Source organism: Streptomyces griseosporeus, from assembly GCF_014656055.1.
Taxonomy (GTDB): Bacteria; Actinomycetota; Actinomycetes; order Streptomycetales; family Streptomycetaceae; genus Streptomyces; species Streptomyces griseosporeus.
In genome coordinates this window covers 370,482-387,885 of sequence record NZ_BNBR01000003.1, presented here as the reverse complement: position 1 = coordinate 387,885, position 17,404 = coordinate 370,482, and the positions used below count along the sequence as shown (strand labels likewise).

Annotated in this window: 19 protein-coding genes; 13 read left to right on the top strand and 6 right to left on the bottom strand. The window is 71.3% G+C overall.

Annotation, left to right across the window (positions count from 1 at the left end; translation table 11 throughout):
* Positions 1-198: 198 nt before the first annotated feature.
* From IE308_RS16475 to IE308_RS16460, 4 genes are all read right to left on the bottom strand, one after another.
* Positions 199-675, bottom strand: coding sequence for a MarR family winged helix-turn-helix transcriptional regulator (locus IE308_RS16475; protein ID WP_110630685.1), 477 nt, complete (start codon positions 673-675; stop codon positions 199-201).
* 94 nt (positions 676-769) lie between these two features.
* A complete protein-coding gene (locus IE308_RS16470; protein ID WP_110637114.1) occupies positions 770-1,525 on the bottom strand; it encodes an AIM24 family protein in 756 nt (251 codons plus the stop codon).
* Between the two features lie 44 nt (positions 1,526-1,569).
* Positions 1,570-2,220, bottom strand: a complete 651-nt coding sequence (locus IE308_RS16465) for an AIM24 family protein (RefSeq protein WP_110630687.1) — start codon at positions 2,218-2,220, stop codon at positions 1,570-1,572.
* A gap of 1 nt (position 2,221) precedes the next feature.
* On the bottom strand, positions 2,222-2,854 hold the full coding sequence (locus tag IE308_RS16460; RefSeq protein ID WP_110630689.1) for an AIM24 family protein: 633 nt from the start codon (positions 2,852-2,854) through the stop codon (positions 2,222-2,224).
* Positions 2,855-3,035: 181 nt separating this feature from the next.
* Here IE308_RS16460 and IE308_RS16455 point away from each other — a divergent pair, with 181 nt between their 5' ends.
* The 5 genes from IE308_RS16455 to IE308_RS16435 all read left to right on the top strand — a co-directional run bounded on the left by IE308_RS16455 (position 3,036) and on the right by IE308_RS16435 (position 5,901).
* On the top strand, positions 3,036-3,380 hold the full coding sequence (locus IE308_RS16455) for a DUF3817 domain-containing protein (protein WP_190218538.1): 345 nt from the start codon (positions 3,036-3,038) through the stop codon (positions 3,378-3,380).
* The gene (locus IE308_RS16450) at positions 3,377-3,673 is read left to right on the top strand and encodes an MTH1187 family thiamine-binding protein (RefSeq protein WP_110630693.1); all 297 of its coding nucleotides are present in this window, start codon (positions 3,377-3,379) and stop codon (positions 3,671-3,673) included. The genes IE308_RS16455 and IE308_RS16450 overlap by 4 nt, the downstream gene beginning before the upstream one ends.
* A gap of 151 nt (positions 3,674-3,824) precedes the next feature.
* Positions 3,825-4,577 carry a hypothetical protein gene (locus IE308_RS16445; RefSeq protein ID WP_190218537.1) on the top strand — a complete coding sequence of 251 codons (753 nt, stop codon included), beginning with the start codon at positions 3,825-3,827 and terminating at the stop codon, positions 4,575-4,577.
* Complete coding sequence (locus tag IE308_RS16440) at positions 4,574-5,254, top strand: DUF4166 domain-containing protein (protein WP_190218536.1); 681 nt, start codon at positions 4,574-4,576, stop codon at positions 5,252-5,254. The genes IE308_RS16445 and IE308_RS16440 overlap by 4 nt, the downstream gene beginning before the upstream one ends.
* A complete protein-coding gene (locus IE308_RS16435) occupies positions 5,251-5,901 on the top strand; it encodes a TetR/AcrR family transcriptional regulator (RefSeq protein WP_190218535.1) in 651 nt (216 codons plus the stop codon). Before IE308_RS16440 ends, IE308_RS16435 begins: the two co-directional genes overlap by 4 nt.
* Positions 5,902-6,431: 530 nt before the next feature.
* Here IE308_RS16435 and IE308_RS16430 read toward each other — a convergent pair.
* Entirely contained in the window at positions 6,432-7,397 is a 966-nt protein-coding gene (locus IE308_RS16430; RefSeq protein WP_373314523.1) for an ArsR/SmtB family transcription factor, read from the bottom strand.
* 85 nt (positions 7,398-7,482) lie between these two features.
* On the opposite strand from IE308_RS16430, the gene IE308_RS16425 reads away from it, so the two are divergent.
* From IE308_RS16425 to icmA, 4 genes are all read left to right on the top strand, one after another.
* Positions 7,483-8,865, top strand: a complete 1,383-nt coding sequence (locus tag IE308_RS16425) for an MFS transporter (protein ID WP_190218533.1) — start codon at positions 7,483-7,485, stop codon at positions 8,863-8,865.
* 10 nt (positions 8,866-8,875) lie between these two features.
* Entirely contained in the window at positions 8,876-9,385 is a 510-nt protein-coding gene (locus IE308_RS16420) for a MarR family winged helix-turn-helix transcriptional regulator (protein ID WP_110630705.1), read from the top strand.
* 80 nt (positions 9,386-9,465) lie between these two features.
* A complete protein-coding gene (locus IE308_RS16415) occupies positions 9,466-9,804 on the top strand; it encodes a DUF3817 domain-containing protein (RefSeq protein WP_110630708.1) in 339 nt (112 codons plus the stop codon).
* 133 nt (positions 9,805-9,937) lie between these two features.
* A complete protein-coding gene (gene icmA, locus IE308_RS16410) occupies positions 9,938-11,638 on the top strand; it encodes a coenzyme B12-dependent isobutyryl-CoA mutase large subunit (RefSeq protein ID WP_190218532.1) in 1,701 nt (566 codons plus the stop codon).
* A 300-nt stretch (positions 11,639-11,938) separates the two neighbouring features.
* On the opposite strand, the gene IE308_RS16405 is transcribed toward icmA, so the two are convergent.
* Positions 11,939-12,568, bottom strand: coding sequence for a TetR/AcrR family transcriptional regulator (locus IE308_RS16405; protein WP_110630712.1), 630 nt, complete (start codon positions 12,566-12,568; stop codon positions 11,939-11,941).
* Between the two features lie 309 nt (positions 12,569-12,877).
* On the opposite strand from IE308_RS16405, the gene IE308_RS16400 reads away from it, so the two are divergent.
* From IE308_RS16400 to IE308_RS16385, 4 genes are all read left to right on the top strand, one after another.
* Positions 12,878-13,849 (top strand): tetratricopeptide repeat protein, encoded by a 972-nt coding sequence (locus IE308_RS16400; RefSeq protein WP_190218531.1) that lies wholly within the window; start codon positions 12,878-12,880, stop codon positions 13,847-13,849.
* A gap of 644 nt (positions 13,850-14,493) precedes the next feature.
* The gene (locus IE308_RS16395; RefSeq protein WP_190218530.1) at positions 14,494-15,147 is read left to right on the top strand and encodes a DUF6230 family protein; all 654 of its coding nucleotides are present in this window, start codon (positions 14,494-14,496) and stop codon (positions 15,145-15,147) included.
* A gap of 129 nt (positions 15,148-15,276) precedes the next feature.
* A complete protein-coding gene (locus tag IE308_RS16390) occupies positions 15,277-15,870 on the top strand; it encodes a DUF6114 domain-containing protein (RefSeq protein ID WP_190218529.1) in 594 nt (197 codons plus the stop codon).
* Complete coding sequence (locus tag IE308_RS16385; RefSeq protein ID WP_190218528.1) at positions 15,860-17,263, top strand: hypothetical protein; 1,404 nt, start codon at positions 15,860-15,862, stop codon at positions 17,261-17,263. The genes IE308_RS16390 and IE308_RS16385 overlap by 11 nt, the downstream gene beginning before the upstream one ends.
* Positions 17,264-17,404 lie beyond the last annotated feature (141 nt).

The window sequence follows — 17,404 nt, the reverse complement described above, 5'->3', positions numbered from 1 at the left end:
TGGGCCGGCGCCCACCCGGCAGCGGCCGTCAGTCCGCTTAGCTGCGGGCAGTCGTGCCGCTGGGGCGGCACGGGTGGGCGCAGCGGCACCCCCGTAACGCCGGGTTGCGCCTCCCACCCCCGCCCAGCAGCAGTGCTGGGTGCCTGGGGAAGGGGGCGGGGAGGCCCTTGTGAGGCTCCCCGCCGAAGGGGGGATGCCTTACGGGCGGCCGCGGTGGTCGCGGAGGTGTTCCGCGATGGGCTTCAGGGCCTTGTCGAGTTCCGCCAGGGACTCGGGGCTGAGCAGGTCGATGAAGTGGCGGCGCACGGACGCCACATGATGCGGTGCGACCGTCTTCATCGTCTCCATGCCGTGCTCCGTGAGCACCGCGTACAGCCCGCGGCGGTCGGACTCGCAGTTCTCGCGGCGCACCAGGTTCGCGTTCTCCATACGCGTGATCTGGTGCGAGAGCCGGCTCTTGGACTGGAGGGTCGCGGAGGCGAGGTCGCTCATCCGCATCCGCAGGTCCTCGGACTCGGAGAGGTTCACCAGGATCTCGTAGTCGTTCATTGTCAGGCCGAACGGCTGCAGGTCCTTTTCGAGCTGGTACGTCAACAGCCTGTTGACCTCCAGGTGGGTGCGCCAGGCGCACTGCTCCGCATCGGTCAGCCAGCGCGTGGCCGTCTCGGTCTCCATGAATGAAGTCTACCTAAGAAGTTGAATGGCGAACTACTGAGGGTGGTGTGTGACTGTGCGCACGCGTTCGACGTCACACTCCGCAGACTACCGCTCACAGCCCGAAGCGACGCTGGAGGTCCCCCAGCTGTCCGGGAAGGCGCGGTACCCCCGACTGCGGTCCTTGTGTACTGTGCGCCCCTCCTGCGCCGGGTACCCCCGCCTGCTGCGGAACCGCCCCCGTGGCCTGCTCGGCCATCAGGGTCTCGGACGATTGCAGCAGCACCGTGCCGGCGCCGACGAACTCGAACTGATGCTCCTCTCCCGATGCCCCGCCGAGGCCTGTCATCGCACGTAGGCCGCCCATTACGCCCGTCATGTAGCCGTGGTCGTAGTGATGGCACGGCGACGGGCAGTCGGCCCAGCCGACGAGCGCCTGCGGGTCCACCCGGATCGGCGGTTCCATGAACACCACCGGACCGTTAGATGCCGCCACGAACTTTCCGGTTCCGATGAGTGTGAGAAAACCCGGCACGATTGATTGCTTCAGTGCCAGAGTTGGCTGAAAAGCAAGGAGGTTGCCCGAGCGAATGGTCAGGTTGCCGTCCTCGAGGTCATACGAATTGACATCGAAGGCCCGGTCGGCGAGGAGCATCTTGCCCGAGCCCTCCGCCACGACCCAGTCGCTCGCGTGCAGAGGCGAATGGAAGGAAGTGCGGACCAGGCGGTCCAGCCGGCCGTGTCCAATGCCGTTGAAGTCGATCGTCCCGTAGTAGGCGATCATCTTCCCCTTCTGGAGGAACCACTGGCTCCCCTTGAGTTCCACACAGAAGGTGTACGCGTTGACGTTGTCGTCGGCCGGCAGCGTCATGGGGTCGAAGACCGTGGGGCCACCGGGGGTGGGGTAGGGGGTGCTCACAGCTTCTCCTCCGACGCCTGGACGTACACCGCACCGCTGCCGCTCAGCTCCAGCTGGAACGCCTCGCCCGAGCCGCGGCCCACCATGTCCCGCCAGCCGAGCGCGGCCGAGAGCTTGTTGCGGACGTCGCCGTGGTGGGCGACGTAGGCCTGCGGGTCGACGTGGACCGGGCGCTGCGGAGTGATCGGGATCTCGAAGACGCCGCCGTGCGCCATGACCGCCACCGCGCCGTGGCCCTTGAGGGTGGTCGTGAACAGGCCCTGGCCGGTGACCTGGCCGCGGACCATGCCCATCACGCCGCCCTGCGAGCCCATGAACATCGTGCCCTGCTCCAGCGTGCCCTCGAAGGCGAGCAGGCGGTCCGCCTCCACGTACAGCGTGTCGCCGGTGAGCCGGATGACCTGGACGTGGTGGCCGCCGTGCCCGAAGAGGACCGTGCCGCTGCCCTCGACCGTCATCAGCGGGGTCGCCTCGCCCGCGACCCGGCGGCCGATCATCGACATCAGCCCGCCCTGGCCGCCCTGCATGTTCGGAGTGAAGGACACCTCGCCCTTGTAGGCGAGCATCGCGCCGCGCTGGCTGAACAGCCGCTGCCCGGGGACGACCGTCGCCTCCACCATCTTGGAGTTGATCTCGCGGAAGGCCATGTCAGACGTCCCCCGCGATCGTGTTCCGCTCGCTCGGCTGTACGTACACCAGACCGTCCCCCTCGAACCGGATCTGGAAGGCCTCGCCGCCGCCCTCCCCGAGCAGCGTGCGGAAGGTCACACCCGACTGGAAGGACTGCCGCAGGTTGCCCTGGTGCGCGATGTACGCCCCCGGGTCGACGGTCAGCGGGTACTGCGCGCTCACCCGCAGCACCACCGCCGGGCCGTCCGACATGATCGCCGCCTGGCCGTGTCCTTCTATCGTCGTCGTGAACAGCCCGTTGCCCTGTGAGGCGCCGCGCAGCCCCGTGAACGTCGTGCCCGTCCTGAGCCCCCCGTCGGTCGCGAGCAGATTGCTCGACTCCACATAGAGCTTGTCGCCCTGGAGGTTCACGAGGTTGATCTCGGACGCGCGGTCCGCGAACCAGCAGGTCCCCTGCCCCCTCACCTCCATCAACGTCATCTGCTCTCCGGTGAGCCGCCGGGTCACCATCCCCCTGAGCCCCTCACCGCCACCCGTCAGCTTCTTGAAGGCCATCTGCCCGTCGTACGCGACCATGGAGCCGTTCTTCGCCTTCACGGAGTCCCCGGTCATGTCGACGGCGAGCACCTTGCTGCCTTGCAGTCGGAACATCGCCACGCTGCGAAGGTAGCGGCCCCCCGGGTGGAGCCGACAGGGCCCGTGGGTGGAGAGGGACCCTGAGCGCACCCCTAGGGGCGCGGTTTGTCACAATGGATGAACGCTTGTGCGTCCGTTCACAAACCAGCGGACGATCGACGCCGACCATCGACGACGTACCCCCCGAAGGTGATCCGTGGACATCAAGACAGCCTCCGCCCTCCGCCGCCTGCGCCTGGTCTCGGCCCCCGAGGCCGTCTCCTTCATCATCTTGCTCGTCTGCTCGGTGCTGAAGCGGACCACGGACTTCAACGCGGTCCCCGTCATGGGCGCGGTGCACGGCGTCCTGTTCGTCCTCTACGTGATCTTCTGGGCGGACGCCTGGAACCGTGCCAAGTGGGACCTGAAGACCGCCGCCCTCTACTTCGTGCTCTCCGTGCTGCCCACCGGCGGTTTCTTCGCCGAGCGCAAGCTGCGGCGCGAGGCCGAGGACGCCGTCATCGCCGCCCGCGCCCGCAAGGAAGGGGTCGTCAACGCATGATCGTCGCTTTCTCCGTGACGCCCCTCGGGGTCGGTGAGGACGTCGGTGAGTACGTCGCCGACGCCGTCCGCGTCGTACGCGAGTCGGGTCTGCCCAACCGCACCGACGCGATGTTCACCTCCATCGAGGGCGAGTGGGACGAGGTCATGGACGTCGTCAAGCGCGCCGTCGCCGCCGTCGAGGCCCGCGCGCCGCGTGTCTCCCTCGTCCTCAAGGCCGACATCCGCCCCGGCGTGACCGACGGCCTCACCTCCAAGGTGGAGACGGTGGAACGGCACCTCGCCGAGCAGTAGAGCAGGCCCACCCACCCCACCGGCGACCCCGGCCCCACGCGGGCCGGGGTTTTTCCGTCCCATCCCTTTGAGCAGTCGCTCAAATCCATGTACCGTCCTCTCCAGATGATTTGAGCGACTGCTCAAACAATGAGCTCATCTGGGGGAACACATGGGGCTCTACATCGAGGCGCGCGTCCGCGCGGACCTCGACGACCTCTGGTCGCACACCCAGGACCCGGCCCACCACCAGCGCTGGGACCTGCGGTTCACCGAGATCGACTTCCTTCCGCGCGCAGATGGCGAACCACAGCGCTTCCGCTACGCCACGCGCGTGCTGCCCTTCCTCACCGTCTCCGGCACCGGCGTCTCCGCGGGGGAGAAGGAACGCCCGGACGGCACCCGCACCTCCGCCCTGCGCTTCGCCTCCCCGCACCCCCTGTCCCTGCTCGCCGAGGGCAGCGGCTACTGGCGGTACGTCCCCGACGGCGACGGCATCCGCTTCCTCACCGGCTACGACTACCGGCCCCGCTGGGGACTCTTCGGCGCCCTCGCCGACCGGTGGCTGTTCCGCCCCCTCATGGGCTGGGCGACGGCGTGGTCCTTCGACCGGCTGCGGCTGTGGCTGGAGCGCGGCATCACCCCCGAGCGGGCCCGCCGCAACTGGCTCCTGGAACTGCTGGTCCGCGCCCTCGTCCTGGCCGTCTGCGGCACCGGCCTCGCGGAGGGCTCCCCCCTGCGCCTGCTCGGCCCCTTCGCCGCGTCCACGGCGTACCTGTGCCCGCTGCTGCTGGCCGCCGGCGTCTGCCTGGCCCTGTTCGCCTCACCCCTGCCCGGCACCCCCGCGGCCCGGCGCTGCCTGCGCCAGCCACCGACACGCGCGCGTGCGCCCCGCCTGCTGCACACCCTGGAGACCCCGCGATGACGTCGATCTTCCGCACCGTCATGGGCGCCGACTTCGACCGCCTCCACCCGCAGTTGCAGCGCCGCTTCTCCGTCGGCCTGGCGAGCGGCGAGGCCTGCACCGGCCGCGGCGTCATGACCCGGATCTGGCACGGCCCGTCCTACATCAAGCCGTTCCTCCTCCTGGGCGCCACCCGCAACATCCTTCTCCCGCACACCGGCAGGAACGTCCCCTTCACCATCGAGAACGTGCCGTACACGGACTCGTTCGGACGTGAGACGGTGACCTTCGTGCGCACCTTCCACCTCCCCGGCCGCGCCCGCCGCTTCGACGCCCAGATGGTGCTCGGCTCCCGTGGCGACCGCATCGTCGACTACCTCGGCACCCACCAGCACCTCGCCAGCGAGCTGCACTTCCACGCCGAACCCGACGGCTCGCTCCTGATCCGCTCCGGCGAACACCGCTTCCGCGAGGGCCCGGTGGACGTACGGGTCCCCGAACTCATCGGCGCGACGGCGGAGGTGAGGGAGAGGTACGACGACGCGGCGGGCCGCTTCCGCATCCAGGTCCGGGTTGTGAACCGCCGCTTCGGCCCGCTCTTCGGCTACGAGGGCTCCTTCGTCGCGTCGTACACGGACGTACGGCGGTGCGGGGTGCGGGCCGGGCTGCGGCCCGTACGGGAGGAGCCGCGCGTATGAGCCCCGAGACGGCGAAGTCCCAGGAGACGAAGACCAAGCTGCTGGAGGGCGCGCTGCGGACGCTCACCGAGCAGGGCATCGCGAAGACGTCCGCGCGGACGGTGGCCGCGGCGGCCGGCGTCAACCAGGCGCTGGTCTTCTACCACTTCGGCTCCGTGGACGAACTCCTCGCTGCGGCCTGCCGGTACGGCGCGGAGAAGTCGGTCGCGGCGTACCGGCCGCGGCTGGCCGCGGTGTCCTCGCTGTCCGAACTCCTCGCGGTGGGGCGGCAGATCCACGAGCAGGAGCGGGCCGGGGGGCATGTGGCCCTCCTCGGCCAGCTCCTCGCCGGCGCCCCGACCCACGCGGCGGTCGGACCGGCGACGTCCGCGGGTCTCGACCTGTGGATCGCGGAGATCGAGGCGGTGCTGCGGAGGGTGCTGGCGGGTACGCCGTTCGGGGAGTTCGCGGATCCTGCGGGGCTGGCGCGGGCGGTGGCGGCGTCGTTCGTGGGGATCGAGCTGTACGAGCAGGTGGACGCGGTGGGGGCGGGGGCGGCGCTGGATGCGCTGGAGCAGCTGGGCGTACTGGTCGCCGCGCTGGAGGAGCTGGGGCCGGTGGCCCAACGGGCTGTACGACACCACCTCCGCCGCGTGGGCCGACGGTAGCCCTCCGGGCGGGGTCACTTGGCACCGTGGGGACGTGGTCGCCCGGCGCAGCGGTGCCGGGATGCCGTGCGGTGTTTGGTTGCCCGGCGCTGGTGCGGGCCGGGGGTGGGTGGCGCGGCCCGGCGCTGGCGGGGTGCCGCTGCGCCCACCCGTGCCGCCCCAGCGGCACGACTGCCCGCAGCTAAGTCGCGAGGCGGCGCCGACTACCGCTACCCCAGCGGGGCGGCCCTGCCGCAGCCATGGCGGCCGGTAGACGCGTACGGCGAGTAGGGGACGTGTCGGGGGGTGTCCGCCCGCAGCGGGCGGCGGAAAGTGGCGGTGCGGATTTGACCGACGTAGCGGCGCACCGAGGACGGATACCCCCCGGCGCGGCCCCGACCCCACCACCGGCACAACGCGCTACACCAGCCACCCACCCACAGGAACGGGCCGCCGCAGGCATATAGGGGCGCGGGGAACTGCGCGAGCAACCACCCACCCACCCGCACGGGCCGCCGCAGGCAGGGAGCGAGCACCCACCCCCCACCCCCCTACGCCCCCGCCAGCGCCATCCCCAACGGCGTCCGCTCGTAGTGGACCTGGTGCCCGTACCGCCGCCCCGCCAGCAGCCCCGCATCCCGCAGCACCGTCAGGTGTGCGGAGACCGACGACGGGGCCAGGCCCAGCCGGTGGGCGAGGGCGGTCGTGGTCGACGGTTCGTCCAGGGCGGCCAGCACCGCCGCCCGCCCCCGCCCCAGCAGCCGTACCAGCGTCTCGGGGGCACGGCCGGCGGGCTCGGCCCACAGCCCGCCGATCCCCCGCGCCGGATACACCACCGTCGGCTGCCACGGCGGATCGAAGCCGGACACGACGTCCGGCCAGGAGAACACGCTCGGCATCAGCACCAGTCCCTGCCCGCCCAGCTCCCGCACGTGCTCGCCCCGCCACTCGATGGTCAGCGTGCGGCCGTTCCACGACAGCCGCCGGTCCAGCTCGGGCAGCAGCCGCCCCAGCCCCACCTCCGCCAGCCGCCGCGAGTGGAACGCGACGTCGGCCTCCAGCAGGGCCCGCAGCCTGGGCCAGTCCGGCTCGACGAGGGTGTGCCAGGCGGCCTCCACCAGGTCGGCCAGCTCGCGCACCGCCCGCTCCGGATCCGCCAGCAGCCGCCTGCCGATGGGCGACTCCAGCGCGCCGGGGCTGTCGGCGAGCGCCCGCGCCATGTCCTCCCGGGCAGCCACGGGGTCGGCCGCGCGCACGGCCGCGATCTCCTCCTCGAAGCTCGCTGCGGGCCCGATCGGTGGCGGCCCGAGGAAGTCGGGGTTGTGCCCGCGCCGCGGCATCAGCAGCCGCAGCGGGGCCAGCTCCAGCGTCCCGGCGGCGTCGCGGATCCGCCGCAGCCAGGCCGCGTGGTAGCCGAGCCGGTCGGGCCGGCCCAGCGTCCGTACCGCCTCCTGGGTCTCCCAGAGCGGGGAGAGCGCGAACCGGCAGCGCAGCAGATCCTCATCGCCGAACAGCATGTGGTACGGCACCGGCGACCCCTCGAAGATTCGGCTTACGCCGAAACTTTACGGCCGCGTCCCCACTCCCGGCCACGCTCCTCCCATGCCAGCGGACACCCCGACCCCGCCCCCGCCCCCGCCCCCGACCCCACAGCCACCCCCGCCCCCACCCCCAACCCCGACCCCACCCCCAACCCCGACCCCACCCCCGCCCACCACCCCCACGGACAACGCCACCCGCTACACCGCCGTCTTCGCCGTAGCCGAGTTCCGTGCCGTCTTCGCCGCCCACGCCCTGTCCCTCCTCGGCGTGATCGTCAGCGAGATCGCCCTGTCCGTCCTCGTCTACGACCTCACCGGCTCGCCCCTGATGAGCGCGCTCGCGTTCGCGCTGGGCTTCCTGCCGTACCTGGTCGGCGGGACGCTGCTCGCCGGGCTCGCCGACCGGTTCCCGGCACGGCGGGTGCTGGTGGTGTGCGACCTGGCGTGCGCGGCGTGCGTGGCGCCGATGGCGGCGCCGGGCACCGGCATCGCCGTGCTGCTCGCGCTGCGCTCCTGCCTCGCGGTGATCTCGCCGGTGTTCCAGGGCACGCGGATGGCGACGCTCGCGGACATTCTCGGCGACGGTGACCTGTTCGTCCTCGGCCGCTCGCTGCTGCGGATCGTGTCGCAGACCGCGCTGCTCGCCGGGTTCGGGCTCGGCGGCCTGCTGCTGACCGTCGTATCGCCGCGGCACGCGCTGCTGATCACCGTCGGCACCTTCCTCGCCTCCGCGGCCCTGCTGCGCTTCGGCACCCGGCGCCGGCCCGCCCGGACGGCCACGGCGAGCGGGCCCGGGCAGGGCGGGGCCGAACCCGCAGGAACCCTGGTCGGTGACTCCCTGCGCGGCGCGCGCCAGGTGCTGGCCCACCCCCGGGTACGCGCCCTGCTGCTCCTCTTCTGGGTGCCGCCGATGTTCGCGGTCGTCCCCGAGGCGCTGGCGGCGCCGTACGCCGACGACCTCGGCACCGGCGCCGCGGGGCTCGGTCTGCTGATGTGCGCGCTGCCGGTCGGCACGATCGCCGGTGAGCTGTTCGCCGGCTCCCGGCTGCGCCCGGCGGCCCGGGAGCGGATCGCGCTGCCGCTGGTGTGCCTGACGGTGCTGCCGTACGCCGGGTACGCCCTGCACCCCGGCCTCGCCGTGTCGCTGGCGCTGCTGCTGCTCTCCGGCGCGGGGGGCGCGTACACGCTGGGCCTGGACCAGTGGCTGGTGCGGGCGGTGCCGGAGGAGCTGCGGGGGAGGACGATGACGCTGCTGCAGGCCGGGCTGATGACCTTGCAGGGTGTCGGGATGGCGGCGGCGGGCGTCGTGGCGCAGTTCACCGGGGTCGCGACGGCCGTCGCGGGCGCCGGGGTGCTCGGTACGGCGACCTGCGTGCTGCTGGCCGGGCAGGCCCGGCGGACCGAAAGGCGAGACAGGGCTGACCAGCATGTGACCGGCCGGTAAGGTCAGGGGCGTGCCGAAGCCGCTCAGCCTTCCCTTCGATCCCATCGCCCGCGCCGACGAGCTCTGGAAGCAGCGCTGGGGAAGCGTGCCGTCCATGGCCGCGATCACCTCGATCATGCGGGCGCACCAGATCCTGCTCGCCGAGGTCGACGCGGTGGTCAAGCCCTACGGGCTGACGTTCGCGCGCTACGAGGCGCTGGTGCTGCTCACCTTCTCCAAGCAGGGCGAGCTGCCGATGTCCAAGATCGGCGAGCGGCTGATGGTCCACCCCACGTCGGTCACCAACACCGTGGACCGCCTGGTGAAGTCGGGTCTGGTCGCCAAGCGCCCCAACCCCAACGACGGCCGCGGCACGCTCGCCTCCATCACCGACAAGGGCCGCGAGGTCGTCGAGGCGGCCACCCGCGACCTGATGGCGATGGACTTCGGCCTCGGGGTGTACGACGCGGAGGAGTGCGCGGAGATCTTCGCGATGCTGCGCCCGCTGAGGGTGGCGGCGCACGACTTCGACGAGGACTGAACCCCCCGGTCGGCCAGGGAACGACGCCCCGACCGGCCCCCGGGCAAGATCTCCCGGAACGTACGGTTACGCTCGAACGCATGAAGAAGAGCGTGCTGACCCGCTACCGCGTCATGGCCTACGTCACCGGCGTGCTGCTGGTCCTGCTGACCCTCGGCGTCATCGCCAAGTACCTGCTGGACATGGACGGCGCGGACGGCTTCACGAGCGTCGTCGGCATCGCGCACGGCTGGCTGTACGTCGTGTACCTGATCTTCGCCTTCGACCTGGGCTCCAAGGCGAAGTGGCCGGTCAAGAAGCAGCTGTGGGTCCTGCTGGCCGGGACCATCCCGACCGCCGCCTTCTTCGTGGAGCGCAAGGTCACCCATGAGCTGGAGGCCAGGATCGCGCAGGGCGAGCCCGCGGTCGCCAAGGCCTGAGCCCGGGCGCCGACGCCCCTAGACACCGCCGTACTCGCCGTGCGGCGGTTGTTCACCGCGCTGACCAGGGCATCTACGATTAACCGTCGTTAACCGTCGACATTTACTAGGACGTCCAAGTAAATTCGGGGGTATGGACGCTGACGCCATCGAGGAGGGCCGCCGTCGCTGGCAGGCCCGGTACGACGCCGCACGCAAGCGCGACGCAGACTTCACCACGCTCTCCGGCGACCCCGTGGAGCCGGTGTACGGGCCCAGGCCCGGAGACTCGTACGAGGGCTTCGAGCGGATCGGGTGGCCCGGGGAGTACCCCTTCACGCGCGGGCTGTACCCGACCGGCTACCGGGGGCGTACGTGGACCATCCGGCAGTTCGCCGGGTTCGGCAACGCCGAGCAGACCAACGAGCGCTACAAGATGATCCTCGGCAACGGCGGCGGCGGGCTGTCCGTCGCCTTCGACATGCCGACGCTCATGGGCCGCGACTCCGACGACCCGCGCTCCCTCGGCGAGGTCGGCCACTGCGGTGTGGCCATCGACTCCGCGGCCGACATGGAGGTGCTGTTCAAGGACATCCCCCTCGGGGACGTCACCACCTCCATGACCATCAGCGGGCCGGCCGTCCCCGTCTTCTGCATGTACCTCGTCGCCGCCGAGCGGCAGGGTGTCGACCCGTCGGTGCTCAACGGCACCCTGCAGACCGACATCTTCAAGGAGTACATCGCGCAGAAGGAGTGGCTCTTCCAGCCGGAGCCCCATCTGCGGCTCATCGGCGACCTGATGGAGTACACCAGCGCGCGCATCCCGGCGTACAAGCCGCTGTCCGTCTCCGGCTACCACATCCGTGAGGCCGGTGCCACGGCCGCGCAGGAGCTGGCGTACACGCTGGCGGACGGGTTCGGGTACGTCGAACTGGGGCTCAGCCGCGGGCTCGACGTCGACGTGTTCGCGCCCGGCCTGTCCTTCTTCTTCGACGCGCACGTCGACTTCTTCGAGGAGATCGCCAAGTTCCGCGCGGCGCGCCGCATCTGGGCGCGGTGGATGCGGGACGTGTACGGGGCGAAGAGCGAGAAGGCGCAGTGGCTGCGGTTCCACACCCAGACCGCCGGTGTCTCGCTGACCGCCCAGCAGCCGTACAACAACGTCGTGCGTACGGCCGTTGAGGCGCTCGCGGCGGTGCTCGGCGGCACCAACTCGCTGCACACCAACGCCCTGGACGAGACGCTGGCGCTGCCGAGCGAGCAGGCCGCGGAGATCGCGCTGCGGACGCAGCAGGTGCTGATGGAGGAGACCGGCGTCGCCAACGTGGCCGATCCGCTGGGTGGTTCGTGGTACGTCGAGCAGCTGACGGACCGGATCGAGGCGGACGCCGAGAAGATCTTCGACCAGATCAAGGAGCGCGGGCTGCGGGCGCACCCGGACGGGCAGCACCCGATCGGGCCGATCACCTCGGGCATCCTGCGGGGGATCGAGGACGGGTGGTTCACCGGGGAGATCGCCGAGTCGGCGTTCCGGTACCAGCAGGCCCTGGAGAAGGGTGAGAAGAAGGTCGTCGGCGTCAATGTGCACACCGGCTCCGTGACCGGGGATCTGGAGATCCTGCGGGTCAGCCATGAGGTGGAGCGGGAGCAGGTGCGGGTGCTCTCCGAGCGGAAGGCTGCGCGGGACGAGGGTGCGGTGCGTACGGCTCTGGACGGGATGCTCGCTGCCGCGCGGGACGGGTCCAACATGATCGAGCCGATGCTGGACGCGGTGCGGGCGGAGGCGACGCTCGGGGAGATCTGCGGGGTGCTGCGGGACGAGTGGGGCGTGTACACGGAGCCGGCCGGCTTCTAGGCACCGCTCCCCGGCGCGGGCGCACCAGGGGGCTCCGCCCCCTGGACCCCCGGCGCCGGCTTCTAGGCACCGCTCCCCGGCGCGGGCACACCAGGGGGCTCCGCCCCCTGGACCCCCGGCCTATGCCCACCCACCACCCGACTCGGTCGGCAAAGAGGTGACCGTCGCACCCCGGCTCGGTCGGTCGAGAGGCGGCCGCCGGGCACCGCCCGGTCCGACGCGAGGGACCGCCGGCCCCGCTCGGTCGGTCGGCTAGTGCCCGTCGACGCCCCGCTCGGTCCGCCGAGGAAGGGGCGTACCTCAGGCCGCTCCCCCCAGCGACCCCAACCCCAGCAGCAGTACCCGGGTGAAGCTGCGTACCCACTCCTCGTCCGCCGGTTCCGCGCTGACCAGGGTGCGGTGGACCACCGCACCCGCGACCACGTCGAAGATCAGGTCGGCCGTGCGGGCCGCGTCCGCGGGGTCCGTCTCCGGGGGGAGTTCACCGCGCGCCTGGGCGCGCGCCCGGCCCTCCACCACCAGGCGTTTCTGGCGCTCGACGATCGACTCGCGGATGCGTTCGCGCAGGGCGTCGTCCCGGGTGGACTCCGCGACCACCGCCATCAGCCCGCTCCGCGCCTCCGGGCGGGCCAGGATCGCGGCGAACTGCAGCACCACGCCCTCGATGTCCGCGGCCAGGCTGCCCCGGTCGGGCAGCCGCAGCTCGTCGAAGAGCTCGGCGACCGCGTCCACGACGAGTTCGTTTTTGCCGGACCAGCGGCGGTACAGGGTCGTCTTCGCCACCCCCGCCCGCGTCGCCACGTCCCCCAGCGTCAGCTTGGACCAGCCCAGCTCGACCAGGGCCGCCCGGGTCGCGGCCAGGATCGCGGTGTCCGCGGCGGCGCTGCGCGGGCGCCCGGGACGGCTGGCGGCGGGGCTGCGGCTCTGCATGCCACGACCATAACCGCGCAGGCCGGGACCGGCCGCCGCCGTGCGGGCGTGAGGCAGATCACCGGGGAGGGGGCCGGGAGGGGTGTCGTGGAGGCACCGCGTGCCATTACGCTACGACTCGTAGCGAAAGCTCGTGACGGACGTACACGAGCGGCGATCACCGGCGCGGGTGGGGACCCGGCGCCGAGCGGTACGCCCAGCGGCACAGACCAGTACGCACACAGACCGGTGCGCAGACAAGTACACAGCAGTCAGGCCGACTTTGGCAGCGCTTTTCGCGCACGCGCGGGAACGGGGGAGGATAGACGCATGCAGCCACGGAACATGTCCATGAGCGGCGTCGTCGACCTCGCCGCGGTGAAGGCGGCCCAGGAGGCCAAGGCCAAGGCCGAGCAGGCGCGCGCCGAAGCGGCCCGGCACGGCGGCGCCGGCGCGGTGTCGCCCGCCGATCTCGTCCTCGACGTCGACGAGGCCGGCTTCGAGCGCGATGTCCTGCAGCGCTCCGCCGAAGTACCCGTCGTCATCGACTTCTGGGCCGAGTGGTGCCAGCCCTGCAAGCAGCTGAGCCCCGTCCTGGAGCGGCTCGCCGTCGAGTACAACGGGCGGTTCCTGCTCGCCAAGATCGACGCCGACGCCAACCAGATGCTGATGCAGCAGTTCGGCATCCAGGGGATCCCGGCCGTCTTCGCCGTCGTCGCCGGCCAGGCGCTGCCGCTCTTCCAGGGCGCGGCGCCCGAGGCGCAGATCCGGCAGACCCTCGACCAGCTGATCCAGGTCGCCGAGCAGCGCTTCGGGCTGACCGGCCTGACCGTCGACCCGGAGGCCGAGCCGGGCGGTGCCGCCGCCCCGGCCGCGCCCGTGGGCCCGTACGAGGACCTGCTGAACGCCGCCGCGCAGGCGCTGGACGCCGGTGACCTGGGCGGTGCCGTCCAGGCGTACAAGAACGTGCTGGCCGACGACCCGGCCCACCCGGAGGCCAAACTGGGCCTGGCGCAGGCCGAGTTGCTCCAGCGCGTGCAGGGTCTCGACCCGCAGCGGGTGCGCAAGGAGGCCGCCGAGCAGCCGGCCGACGTGCGGGCGCAGATCGCCGCCGCCGACCTGGACCTGGTCGGCGGGCATGTCGAGGACGCCTTCGGGCGGCTGATCGACACCGTGCAGCGCACGGCGGGCGACGACCGGGACGCCGTACGGCTGCGGCTGCTGGAGTTGTTCGAGGTCGTGGGGGCCGACGACCCGCGGGTCACGGCCGCTCGGCGGGCCCTGGCGAGGGCGCTGTTCTGAGCCGTTCGCAGCCCTCGCGCTGACCTGTCGCCGGACGTCCGCGCATGTGGTGCCCGAGTGAAAGATTCGGCGAGGGAGCCTCACAGCGGCCGCGCTTTACCAAATCTTGGTAATCGCGGCCGCTGTTACTGCAAGTAAGACGAGGCCGTTGGTCTGTCGGGTTCTGTCCAACGATCAATAGTTTTGTCCACCCCTCAAGTGACACCGAGCGTCGCCAGCCGAGACCTCTGGGTCGTCGGCCGGTTATCCGGCCGTTACTAGCCAGTAACGAACCCCCTTGTGCGGGCGCCGAGAATGCACCACGATCGGCCACGCTCGGTCCATTGCCCCCGCCCCGACAGCCGGTCGGGTCAGGGGAGTTCCTGGGTCCCCACCGAGCAGAGCGGGCGGCAGTGGCGCCGGCTCTAGGACAGGGGGGTCTTCGCCCTTTCAGGTGAAGCCTGTCCGGCAAGGTTGTGCGTGATGTGTGTCAGGCGCGACCAGTGTGTCGCTCGGGGGTGATCGCCGGTGATTCGGGCGCGATGTGCGCCTTCGAGCGCGGGCGCTCTCCTTCCCGAGGACGTAGCACTTCTCCCATCTCTGTCCGGCCGAGCCGCCGACTGGGGCCGACCGGTCAGGAGATGTACGTCCGAGAAGGAGGAAATATGGAGTCCCAGGTGCGTGGCGGGACCAGATGGAAGCGGTTCGCTGTGGTCATGGTGCCCAGCGTCGCCGCGACGGCCGCGATAGGTGTCGCCCTGGCACAGGGTGCGCTCGCCGCGTCCTTCAGCGTGTCGGGGCAGTCGTTCAAGGTCACGGCGCAGGAGCTCAACGGAACGGGCTTCTCGCAGTACGGCGCGATCGACCAGGGCTACACCCTCAGCGGTGAGAAGACGGCACACCCCGTGGCCGTGTCGGTGTTCGACACCGCGCGGATCCAGAAGATGTGCCAGTCCGTCGTCACCCCGAACATCCCCCTGCTGGGGTCCGTCAGCCTCACGCTGACGGCGGGTGACAGCGCGGACCCGGAGAAGCAGGTCAACGCCAAGAACCTGTACATCGACGTCGAGGACCTCGGCGCCGACGCCGAGTTCACCAACATCGACATCGGTGTGGCCGGCAAGGACATCTCGCAGGGCCCGGGCATGAAGGCCGGCGAGGTCCAGAAGAAGCAGGCGAACCCGTACGGCTTCGCGCAGCAGGCCGAGAAGGCCAAGCTGACCGACGTGAAGCAGACGGCGTGGGCGACCACGGCCGGCACCTTCAAGCTGCCGGGTCTGAAGATGAAGCTCCAGACGGGCACCCACGAGTGCTACTAGGCACTCGGTGACGGGCGGGGGGAGGCCTGAGGCGCCCCCCGCCCGTGCGCTCTGCGGGCAGCTTCACACACCCCCCACACCGCACCACCACCCTCACCACAGCAACGCCGCACCAGGGAGCTTTTTTCCATGAGCGCCGAGACTCCTGCCGCACCCGGCCAGTTCACCCGCCGGAGGCTGCAGTTCCGCGCCTGGCGGGGCACGCGGCCGTTCTGGGCCGGACTGTTCGTCATCTTCGGCGGCGTGCCGATCATGTACTTCCCGTACGCACACCTGCAGCTCGGCCATCTGACGCTGGCGATGTCCACCACCGCCGGGGCGGGCTCTCTGATCATCGGCGTGCTGCTCGTCGTCCTCGGCGTCAGCCTGTGGGTGCAGAAGCACGTACGCGTCTTTGCGGGCGTCGCGGCGATCCTGCTGGCGCTGGTGTCCATCCCGGTGTCCAACTTCGGCGGCTTCGTCGTCGGCTTCCTGTTCGCCCTCATCGGCGGCGCGATGGCCGTGGCGTGGGCGCCGGGCGGGCCGCCCGAGGCGGAGCCCGCGCAGGACGGCACGGCAGGAGCGGGGGTCGCGCCCGCCGCGGCCGCCGGGCCCGTGGCCGCTCCCGTGGCGGGGGACGCGGACAACACCGTGCTGAAGCCGGTGGACGAGGTGGGCGAGCCGAACGATCTGTCAGGAACGAGCCCGGCCAACGGGGCGAACGGGAGGCACAGTGCCGGCTGACGAGGTGACTCACGGGACTGACGCGGACGCGTCCCGTGTGAGAACCGGGCCGCGCCACGCGGCACCCAAGAAGCCGCTGTTCACCAGGTTCCACATGCCGGCCGGCAAGGCCATCGCCACCGTGGCGATGCCGACCGCGGTCCTCATGGGGATGGGCTTCACGGCCTCGCTGGCCGTGGCCGACAACAACCCGTCGGCGACGCAGTCGTCGAAGCTGGCGGACGAGTACAAGGACTGCGTCGCGGCCCTGGACGAGGACGGCACGGACGCCTCGGCCACCCCGTCGCCCTCCGCGAGCGAGTCCGGGCAGTCCGGCCAGGAGGGCACGGACGGTACGGCCGAGCCGGAGCCGTCGGCGTCGTCGGAGCCGGCCGGGTCCTCGTCGGGTTCCTCGTCGTCCTCTTCGTCGGGTTCAGGTTCCGACGACAAGGCCGGCAGCGGAACCCAGGCCGAGCCCGCGCCGTCCGCCACGTCCGCGGCACCCGCCGGCACGACCGCCACCGGGACCTCCGGCACGACGACGGCGGCGTCCCCGTCGCCGTCCGAGACGGACAAGAACCTGCTGGAGTCCATCGGCGACACGATCACCGGCGTCTTCACCGGCGGCAGCGGCTCCACCGCGACCTCGCCGGCGCCCGCCCCGACCCCGTCGGCCTCCGCGACGCCGTCGGCGGGCGGCTCCACCGCGACCTCCGGCACGTCCGGCGGCTCCACCACCTCCGGCGGCTCCGGTACGTCCGACAAGGGCGGCGTCACCGACACCGTCAAGGACACCGCCGGCAAGGTCACCGGCACGGTGAAGGACACCGTCGAGGGCACCGCTGACAAGGTGACCGAGGCGGCCGGCGACGCCACCGAGGCGGCCGGGGAGGCCACCGCGACCCCCAGCCCGTCCGCGAGCTCCACCACGGCGCCGGAGGACTGCGAGGCGGCCACCGACGCCGAGGGCGGCGTCGACAACAAGATCCCGGTCGCCGACGACCCGTGGTACCTCCAGGCCAGCTCCCTGCTCCTCAAGGGCGCCGACTACCAGGGCGTCGTCGAGGTGCAGACCGCCAACGGCACCAAGAAGAAGGTGCTGAAGTACGTCATCAACGACGGCACCGACATCGGCGACCTGCACCAGACGGTCAAGGACAAGAACTCCGGCAAGACCTACCACGTGCAGGCCGGCAAGGGGACGACGTCCACGATCCGCAACGGTGACACGGTGATGTACACCGAGAGCATCTCCGGGAACCTCTTCGGCCTGATCCCGATCACGTTCAGCCCGGACAGCCCGCCGCCGCTGAACATCCCGCTGATCTACTTCACCAACGTGAAGGTCACCCAGGCCGCGCAGTTCGGCGGCACCCTGACCGTGCCCGGCATGCACCTCTACACCACCGACTGATGGTCACCACAAGCCCGTTCGGGAGCCGCAACAACGCCGAGGGCGCCCCCTGTCGCAGGGGGCGCCCTCGGGGCCTGTCCGACGATTCCCGTCTGCCGCGCGACGCCATGCACGCACTCTCGCCGCACCGGCCGGGCGGAC